General features: G+C 68.2%; 9 protein-coding genes. 7 read left to right on the top strand and 2 right to left on the bottom strand.

Annotated features, from left to right (window positions below; all coding sequences use genetic code 11):
- Both LJE69_RS18200 and LJE69_RS18195 read right to left on the bottom strand, forming a co-directional pair.
- A partial coding sequence (locus tag LJE69_RS18200; protein WP_296927462.1) for a tetratricopeptide repeat protein occupies positions 1-1,406 on the bottom strand: 1,406 nt, incomplete at its 3' end.
- 19 nt (positions 1,407-1,425) lie between these two features.
- The gene (locus tag LJE69_RS18195; RefSeq protein WP_296927461.1) at positions 1,426-2,289 is read right to left on the bottom strand and encodes a DUF4114 domain-containing protein; all 864 of its coding nucleotides are present in this window, start codon (positions 2,287-2,289) and stop codon (positions 1,426-1,428) included.
- Between the two features lie 507 nt (positions 2,290-2,796).
- On the opposite strand from LJE69_RS18195, the gene LJE69_RS18190 reads away from it, so the two are divergent.
- The 7 genes from LJE69_RS18190 to LJE69_RS18160 form a co-directional block, all read left to right on the top strand.
- Positions 2,797-3,990: a SpoIIE family protein phosphatase gene (locus LJE69_RS18190; protein ID WP_296927460.1), complete on the top strand. Its 1,194-nt coding sequence runs from the start codon at positions 2,797-2,799 to the stop codon at positions 3,988-3,990.
- A gap of 137 nt (positions 3,991-4,127) precedes the next feature.
- Positions 4,128-4,547 (top strand): ATP-binding protein, encoded by a 420-nt coding sequence (locus LJE69_RS18185; protein ID WP_296927459.1) that lies wholly within the window; start codon positions 4,128-4,130, stop codon positions 4,545-4,547.
- 103 nt (positions 4,548-4,650) lie between these two features.
- Positions 4,651-4,986 carry an STAS domain-containing protein gene (locus LJE69_RS18180; RefSeq protein ID WP_296927458.1) on the top strand — a complete coding sequence of 112 codons (336 nt, stop codon included), beginning with the start codon at positions 4,651-4,653 and terminating at the stop codon, positions 4,984-4,986.
- Between the two features lie 51 nt (positions 4,987-5,037).
- Positions 5,038-6,195, top strand: coding sequence for an alkaline phosphatase family protein (locus LJE69_RS18175; RefSeq protein WP_296927457.1), 1,158 nt, complete (start codon positions 5,038-5,040; stop codon positions 6,193-6,195).
- 192 nt (positions 6,196-6,387) lie between these two features.
- Positions 6,388-6,957: a transposase gene (locus LJE69_RS18170; protein WP_296927456.1), complete on the top strand. Its 570-nt coding sequence runs from the start codon at positions 6,388-6,390 to the stop codon at positions 6,955-6,957.
- Between the two features lie 395 nt (positions 6,958-7,352).
- On the top strand, positions 7,353-8,861 hold the full coding sequence (locus LJE69_RS18165; protein ID WP_296927455.1) for an oligosaccharide flippase family protein: 1,509 nt from the start codon (positions 7,353-7,355) through the stop codon (positions 8,859-8,861).
- A partial coding sequence (locus LJE69_RS18160; RefSeq protein WP_296927454.1) for a glycosyltransferase family 4 protein occupies positions 8,858-9,397 on the top strand: 540 nt, incomplete at its 3' end. The genes LJE69_RS18165 and LJE69_RS18160, both read left to right, overlap by 4 nt.

Below are 9,397 nucleotides of genomic sequence, written 5' to 3'. Positions count from 1 at the left end.
TCCGGCGTTGCCTTGGCCAAGTCGTCGAAGTAGGCCGCCGCGCGCTCGTGTTGATCGGCCCGCAGTGCGGCACGGCCCAGCACCTCCAGCGCCGCCGTGCGCTCCGTGTCGCTGCGGGTGAGGGGCTCCGCCAGCGCCGCAGCCCGCGCGTGATCGCCGGACAGCAGCGCGGCACGCGCGGCCACCAGTCGCGCCGAGGCGAGGTCGGGCACGAGTTCCAGCGCGGCGCCGGCCAGCACCGCCGCGGTGATGGCGTCGCCGGCATCGGCAAATTCCGCCGCCCGCCCCGTCAGCACGGCGGCAGCGCGCTCGCGGCGCAGCGGGCTCACCACGCCTGCCTCGAGCGAGGTCACCGCCGCGTGGACGAGCTTCGGGTCGCCGAGCTCCGCGCCCACGTCCAGTTCCATCCACCGGTAGAGGTCACGGCCGGCGAAGAAGTCTGCCGCCCAGCCGAGATAGTCGCGGGTGGCGCTCGTGTCGCCGGCGAGATAGGACTCGATGGCTTGCAGGTAATGACGCGCCGCGAGATCCGACGCGGCGGTACCGACGAGGGAGAGCCGCGACGCCCGCACGGCGGCGGCATCCTGTTGCGCGGCGTACAGCTCCGCCAGGGGCACGATGACATCCGGCAGTGGGCCATAGCGGTCCTGCAACGCCCGATAGTCGGCGACGGCGTCGTCGTCGCGGCCAAGCTGGCGGTACAGCGCCGCCCGGGCGCTCAGCACCTGGAAACCGGCTTCGTCCGGCAGCGCTGCAAGCTGCGCCAGGGCCGCATCCCGGTCGCCGGCGCGCAATGCGAGCTGCGCCAGCCCGAGACCGGCGGCCGCCGCGGTTTCGGTGTCGTTCAGCAGCACTCCATACAGGGTGCGTGCGTGCTCATCGTCCGCGCCCAGGAACGCGAGGTCGGCCTGCAGCAAGCGCACCGCCGGCAGCTCAGGCGACTCCTGCGCTGCCGCCGCGGCGTGCGTGCGGGCCTCATCGAGATCACCGCGCACCAGCGCGGCGCGTGCCAACAACACGCGCTCGCGGCCCGTGGGCTCGCGGCCGTCGGCGGTGAGTGCCACGACCGCGGCCTCGGGATCGCCGATGGCCAGCAGCGCGCGTGCCTGTTCGAAACGGGCATCCGGGTGCAGGGGGTCGAGCTTGGCGAGCCTACCCCACTGTGCGGCCGCATCCGCCCAGCGGCGCTCGGCGGTGGCCAATGCCGCCAGGTCGGCGACAGCGGCATCGTCATCCGGATCGCGGGCGAGGTGGGCCTCGAGCACTGCGCGTTGCTCGGCGGCGTCGTCCCCGCCGCGGCCGCCCTCCACGCGGACGGCAGAGCCCGCGATCTGATCGCGGGCGACAATGATGACCAACGCCAGCAGACAGACGATGGTAACCGCCGCCACGATGGCGGCGATCACCTTGGTACGGCGATGCGGATCAGGCGGGGCTGGCAGCGAGATCATGAGAGGCGTTGAAGAACGCACGTCCAGCGCGCGCACCGGCCTTGCGGCGGCGGGCGTAGACGCCGAACAGGGAGGCACAGATCAGCGCGGTGGCCATCGGACCCGCCTCGGGCGCACCGGTGGGCAGGGAACTGATGTCCAGTGCCGAGAAGGACGAGGCACTGATGCTGAAGACGATGTCGTTGTAGTCCTGGTCGCCGAGGTTGTACATGTCCTCGATGCCGAGCACGACACGCTCGCTCGCCTCGTCGGCGATCATCGCGACGTGCCGGAAGTCGTCCGGGTTCAGATGGTCCAGCGTGTAGTAGGTGTAGCCGTTGGGATCGACGAACCCATTGCCCTTGAGCCAGAAGCCGATGTTCGTGCCGGCATCGAACACCCCGAGATCCACGGTGTCGCCGGCCTCCAGCCCGCCAAACTTCAGGTTGTCCGCAGCACCACCGCCAACCTTTGCGGTCTCCTCGCTGGCGTTGGCGAAGATGGTCTGGGTGTCGAGGATGTTGTACTCATCGTCGAACAAGAAGTAGCCAAAGCTGTTCTCGTACCCTGCGCCCTCATCCAAAAAGGTGATGGACACCTGCGTCTGCTCCAGCAGGTGCAGGTTCGGGTCCACGGCGCTGTTGACGAAGGCCGGGTTCACGACCTGGTACTCCGGCAGCAGGCCGGCGACCTTGTTCAGATACTCCGTGTCGACGTCCAACGAGTAGACGTCGGCGGAGAGGTCGCTCACCGCGGCTGCCTGCGACGTGGCAAACAGCAGCGCCAGCGCCGAGCTTAGAGCGCACAAGCGGACGAGCGAGCCGGCTGCGGTGTTCAATCGGCCAAACGCCTTTTTCATCTTGGGTTATCCTCCCAGCACGTAACAATATAATTCAGGGGTAGTAACAAGGGATAGCACCATAGGCTCCATCTGGGGTGGATAAAGCACATTCCGGACCAGGGATGGCTGATCAAGGCCCCGAAGTTGGCCCGGCAATCGCTTCGAGAAGGCGTGCTCTTGGCTTGACGAGCGCAGGAAGCTGCCCGAGGCCGCGTGTCCCGGGCGGTGCGAACCGAGCCCAATGCGCTCGGCGGCGCGGCGGGCACCATTGCAGATCGCAAAATTGGCGGGTCCAGGTTGCGAAATGCAATGCACGAACTGGGGTGCAGTGGTGCAGTCGGGTCTCGGCCGCCCACGGCGGGCAACGAGCCAACCCGTCATCCTCCAGACGCCGCCCTGTCGATCGGCCGCCGCAGCAGAGGTTCAACCGCAGCCATGATGATTACGCAAGCGCAGGTTGGTAGCTCAGTTCCGGCGGCCGGGACGGCATCGACGCAGCAGGATCACGCTCCGGGCGCGCGCAAGGTGCTTGTCATCGACGACGCGCCCGACGTCCGTGCCTATGTGCGGGCACTGCTGCGCAAGTGGGGTTTCGAGGCGGTGCTCGCGAGCAACGGCGCGGAGGGCCTCGAGCGCCTGCGCGAGGGCGACATCCGGCTCGTCATCTGCGATTGGATGATGGACGGCATGAGCGGCCCGGAGGTCTGCGCCGCAATCCGCCGCACGGACTTCGCCCATTACGTGTACGTGATGCTGCTGACCGGGCGCACGGAAGACACCGACCTCGTCTACGGGCTCGACGCCGGCGCCGACGACTTCGTCGGCAAGCCCTTCGACGTACAGGTGTTGCGGGCCCGACTGCAGGTGGGCGTGCGCATTCTCGGGCTCGAAGAGCGACTCGCCGAGCAAAATCGCAGGCTGAAACAGAGCCACGACGCACTCGACGGCGCGTACCGGCAAATCCAGAACGACCTCGCGGCCGCCGCGCGCATCCAGCGCGAGTCACTGCCGGTGTCGGATGAGAACATCGCGCCGTTGCGCGCCGGCTGGCTATTCCTGCCCGCCGCCAAGATCTCCGGCGACAGTTTCCAGTTCTTCCCGATCTCCGCCGACGAGATCGGCTTCTATCACTTGGACGTCGCAGGCCACGGCATCCCGGCGGCGCTGTTGTCCACCAGTCTCAGCCGCTCGCTGGTACCGCACACCGGCATCGTCCAGCACACCAAGGGCGGCGGCGAGTATCTCAACCCCGCGGGATTCCTGCACACCCTGAACGAGGAGTTGTGCAGCCCCGACGGCGAGGTCTCCAGCTACGCCACCGTTGTCTATGGTGTGCTCAACCCGCTGACCGGCGAGGGCCGGCTCGCATTGGCCGGCCATCCGCAGCCGCTGCTGTTGCGCACGGACGGCAGCTTCGAATTTCTGCCGAAGGGCGGCCTGCCCGTGGGCATGTTCGACACCGCCGACTACACCGCCCAGCGCTTCCGGCTGGCGCCCGGTGAGCGGATCATCACCTACAGCGACGGCATTACCGACTGCTTCGACGCGCAAGGGCGCGCCTTCGACATCGAGCACCTGTGCGAACTGCTGCGCGAGAACCGGGCGTTGAGCAGCAAAGCCCTGGCCGCGCTGTTGCGCGACGCCGTGCTGGCGTGGCGCGGCGATGCCGAGTTGGAGGACGACGTATCGCTGTTGATCATCGAGCGGCCGGCCGCATGAGCGCGCGCGGACAAGCCCACCGGGTTCTCGGACGCACGCCGCGCACCGCCGCAGAGTCCTGCACCCGCGCCACTGGAGCGCGCCATGCAGCACCGGATCGACGACGCACCGGGACCTCTCGCCACTGAGCCGTAACCATGCAGCGCGCGGAAATCGATTTCACCAGCGACCCCGACAACACCGCCTGGCACGGCCTGATCGAGCAGCGCCTGATACCACTGGCACGTGGCGCAGGCTTCGACGAGCTGGTGCTTTTCGGGCTCCAGCTGGCCCTGGTGGAAGCGGTGAACAACATTATCGAGCACGCCTACGACATGGCACGGGGCCAGCCCATCGCCATCAGCGGCGAGTGCGCGGCCGACGCCCTGCGCTACCGATTGCGCGACCGCGGCCAACCCATGCCACTGCCATTGCCCCCCGGCGCACCGGCGGCCCCCGACGCCTCCGGCGGACGCGGCTGGCAGATCATCCGTGCCGGCTTTCCGGACGTGAGCTATACCCGCCGCGACGATATCAACCTGCTGACGCTGAGCCGCCCGGTGCCGGAGAAGCCCTGATGCAGCGCGCCGACCGGCGCCCCTCGACCAGCGCCGGCAACGACGTGACACCGCGCCGGACGCGCCCGGCGCCCAATGACCGCCCACAGAACGGGAGCACACCATGAGCCTCACCCACAGACAAGAAAACGGCATCGACGTCGTCTCACTGCCCGAGCGACTCGTCATGGCCAACGCCGGCGACGCACGCGCCGAGCTCAAGCAGATCATCCAGGCTGGCTCGGGGCGCGTCGTCGTCAACCTCGGCGACACGGAGTTCATGGACTCCAGCGGCCTCGCCGTGGTGGTCGCCGGCCTGCAGGCGGCCCGCAAGATGGACGGCGACCTGTACCTGGCGCAGATGAGCGACACCATCCGGGCGCTGTTCGAGCTGACCCGGCTGCATACAGTGTTCCAGATCTTCGACGACGAGACCGCCGCCGTGCGCGCCTTCGGCTGAGCCGGTCGCGCCCCGGGTGCCGGACGCGCAGCGTCAACCATGGAGCACGGCATGAGCACATCCGCCCGCAAGACCCTGTCCATGGTCTGCTTCATCGACGCCCTCGGCTGGGAGGTGCTGCGCGGGCGGCGCTTCCTGGAGGAGCGCCTGCCGCACCGACGCAAGCTCCGCTCCACCTTCGGCTTCTCGTCCGCCTGCGTGCCGTCCATCCTGTCTGGGCTCACGCCGCGCGAGCACGGGCATTGGTCGTTCTTCTACTACGACCCGGCGCACTCGCCGTTCAAGCCGCTCGCGCCCCTGGGCTGGCTGCCCGGCAGCATCGTCGACCGTGGTCGGGTGCGCAACCAGATCAGCAAGCTGGTGAAGCGCGCCTACGGCTACACCGGCTACTTCCAGCTCTACAACATGCCGTTCGAGCAGATCGGGCTGTTCGACTACTGCGAGAAGAAGGACCTGTTTCGGCCCGGCGGTCTGAACCGTGGCGAGAACATCTTCGATCTGCTGGAGCGCGCCGGCGTGCCGTATCACGTCTCCAACTGGCGCGAGCCCGAAGACGCCAACCTGGCCGCGGTGCGCGGCGACATCGCGCGCGGCGAGATCCGCTTCGCCTTTCTCTACATGGCGGCCATGGACGCCCTCCTCCACCAGGTCGGCAAGGAGAGCCCGCGGGTGGACGAAAAGCTCGCCTGGTACGAGCGCGCGCTCACGGCGCTGCTGGAGCACGCCGAGCGGCACTACGACGATGTGCGGCTCTTCGTCTGCTCCGACCACGGCATGGCCACGGTGCACACCCACATCGACCTCATGGCCCGCATCGAGGCATTGGGTCTCAGGTTCGACCGCGACTACGCGGCCACGTACGACTCCACCATGGGCCGCTTCTGGTTCAAGAACGCGCAGGCCCGCGAGCGCATCGTCGCAGCCCTGGAGCAGGAGCCCCAAGGGCGCATCCTGTCGCACGAAGAGCTGCTCACCCTCGGCTGCGACTTCGACGGCGACCAGTATGGGGAGCTCATCTTCCTCACCAACCCCGGCGTCATCATCGTGCCGAGTCACATGGGCCTGAAGCCCATCACCGGCATGCACGGCTACCACCCCGACGACCCCGACTCCGACGCCTGCCTGCTCAGCAACGTCCCGCCCCCCGGCGACCCCCGGGCCATCACCGACGTGTTCCACCTCATGAAGGCCGAAGCAGCCATCCGCTGACCCAGCGCCCCCTTCCCGGGAGCGCCGCCCGGGAGCGCCGGCGTCTCGCCGGCTCACCGGGAGCGCCGGCGTCTCGCCGGCCCACCGGGAGCGCCGGCGTCTCGCCGGCCCACCGGGAGCGCCGGCATCTTGCCGGCCCACCGGGACAGCGTACACTCCATGAGTAACCCCCACCCCAAGGACCTCACCCCCATGCCCCCAAAAGGCTGGCACTCCCGCGGCTACCTTCCCCACCTCGACGTGCCGGGGCTGCTGCAGTCCATCACCTTCCACCTGGAGGACTCGCTGCCGAAGGCGGTGATGAAGGAAATCCTCGCCGCCACCGAGCCCGGCGACCCGGAGCGGCTACGCTGCATCGAGCGCTGGCTGGATGCGGGCCACGGCGAATGCTGGCTGCGACGGCCAGAGATCGGCACCTTGGTGCAGGACGCGCTACTGCACTTCGACGGGGAGCGGTATCGGATGCTGGCCTGGGTGCTGATGCCGAATCACGTGCATTGCCTGATCGAGACGTCCGACGGCCATGCGCTGGGGGATGTGGTGCAGTCGTGGAAGTCGTTTACGGCGAAGCAGGCGAATCGGTTGCTTGGGCGCTTCGGGACGTTTTGGGAGCGGGACTATTTCGACCGGTATATCCGCGATGACCGGCATCTGGCCGCGGTGGTGCGGTACATCGAGCGAAATCCGGTGAAGGCAGGGTTAGTGGCTCGGGCCGAGGATTGGCCGTTTGGGAGTGCTCGGTTGCGGGGTCTGTCCCGGTAGGCGGGCAGGATGCCCGCCTTCCCAGTGGCCGGCAGGATGCCGGCGCTCCCGGTGGCCGGCAGGATGCCGGCGCTCCCGGTTGGGGCCGGCGCTCCCGGTTGGAGTCGGCGCTCCCGGTTGGAGTCGGCGCACGGTGAGGGGCTGGTGTTGGGATTTTCCGCTCACTGTCGGGGCATGGGCTTTGGCATACTCGTGGTTTACCTGAGCCTGCGGCCCAGGATGCGAGGCGCCGACGGTGCGTGGCTGCCGGGCCGTAACCCCGGCCGACCTCGCACTCAGCACATCGCACCTCGCACCTCGCACTCCGCACTCCGCACTCCGCACTCCGCACTCCGCACTCCGCACTCCGCACTCCGCACTCCGCACTGAAAGATAACCCCTAGCCCCCGCCGAACATGCGCTGGATCCTCAACATCGCCACCAGCTACCTTCGCTACCTCGTGATGATGGTGGTGGTGTTCTTCCTGACGCCCTTTATCGTCGGCAAGATCGGCATCGATCAGTTCGGGCTGTGGTCGCTGATCTTCTCCGTCGTGGCGCTGTTCGGGCTGATGGATCTCGGCTTCGCGACGGCGGCGAACAAGTACATGGGGGAGTTTCACGGCAGCGGCGACCATGCCGGGCGCAACCAGGTGCTGGCGACGCTGCTGGCGATCTACGTGGGGCTGGGGCTTGTGTGCATCGCCGTGGTGGCGGTGGTGTCGGCGCGGGCCGGGGTGTGGTTCGACCTCGACCCGGAGATGCGGCGCTGGTTCCAGCTGGCGCTGTGGCTGCTGGGCGGGGTGGTGGCCACCAACCTGCCCATGAACCTGTTCCGGGCGGTGCTGAACGGCATCGGGCGCATGTCGCTGGTGAACGGCATCGACCTGGTGATGCAGCTCTTGAACGCCGGCCTCGTCGTGACCCTGCTGAACCTGGGTTACGGCATCCGCGGGCTGATCTTTGCCACGACCCTGACCATGCTGCTGGGGCCGATCATCGCGATGTTGCTGGCGTTCCGGCTGACGCCCGCACTGTCGGTGTCGCCGCGGCTCGCCTCCACCGAGCGGGTGCGCGAGCTGCTCGGCTTCTCGTTCTATTTCTTCATCGCCAACATCGCGGTGCTGATCATCCTGCGCATCGATCCGGTGGTCATCAAGGCGTTCCTGCCGCTGTCCGCGGTGGGCGTCTATGCCATCGGCGCCAAGGTGGCCGAGTACACCTATTACCTGAACAAGCAGTTCTCCAACGCCCTGATGCCGCTGGTGGCCCAGTCCCGCGGTGGCGGCGACGACGCCACCATTGACCGGGTGCTGCTGGACGGCACGCGCTTCGGCCTGTCCATCGCCCTGCCCTTCGTGGCGCTGCTGTTCTTCTATGCCGAGGACATCATCCTGCTCTGGATGGGGCCGGACTTCGCCGGCGCCGTGCCGGTGCTGCGGCTGCTGCTGGGCGCCATCCTGTCCACGGCGGTGCAGTTGAACGCCGCCAACGTGCTGGCGATGAACGGGCAGCATCGCTTTATCGCCTTCGCGATGGGGGGGTCGGCAGCGCTGAACCTGGTGCTGTCAATCATCCTGATCCAGATCTGGGGGCTCAACGGCGTGGCGCTCGCGACGCTGCTGGCGGCCTTCAGCGTGGAACTGATGGTGATCGTGCCGCGCGCCTGCCGCGCGCGCGGCATCACGCCCTGGCACTTCTTCCGCCATGCGCTCTGGCCGACACTGCCGCCGCTGCTGCCGGCGCTGGCCGTGGCCTGGGGGCTCGGGCAATTGCATGCCAGCGGCGCGGGCTTCCTGTGGATCATCCTGGAGGGCGGCACGGCGGCACTGGTCTACTTCGCGGCCTTTTATGCGCTGGCGCTGACCCCCGCGGAGCGCGCCTTCATCGCCGCGAAGCTGAGTCACGAGGCCGGGCAGCCGTGAAGGTCATCCAGGTTCCAAGGCGTTTCGTCGCGGACGAATGGGGCGGCACCGAGACCACCATCCTCGAGACCAGCCGCGCCCTGCGCGCTGCCGGACACCAGGTGAGCATCTTCACGAGCCTGGCCCTGTCGGAGAACCGCCGCGAGACCCTCCGCGGGGTGCCGGTGCGCCGCTTTGCGTATAGCTACCCGTTCTGGGGGCTCACCGACGCCAACCGCCGCGACATGGACAAGAAGGGCGGCAACCTGTTGTCGCTGTCTTTGTTCTGGGCGCTGTTGCGCGAGCCCGGCGTGAGCTTGCTGCACGCCCACAGCGGCAAGCGGCTGGGTGCGGCGGTGCGCACGGCGGCCAGGCTGCGCGGCATCCCATACGTGATCACGCTGCACGGCGGCCACTTCGTCGTGCCCGCGGGCGAGATGAGCCAGATGCTGGCACCCATCCAACGCACCGTGGAATGGGGCCGGCTGTTCGGCATGGCCATGGGCTCACGGCGGGTGCTGGAGGATGCCGATGCGGTGCTCTGCGTCGGCGGCGAC

It is taken from the genome of Thiohalocapsa sp. (assembly GCF_022340605.1).
Classification (GTDB): Bacteria; Pseudomonadota; Gammaproteobacteria; order Chromatiales; family Chromatiaceae; genus Thiohalocapsa.
This window is presented reverse-complemented; position numbering and strand designations above follow the sequence as displayed.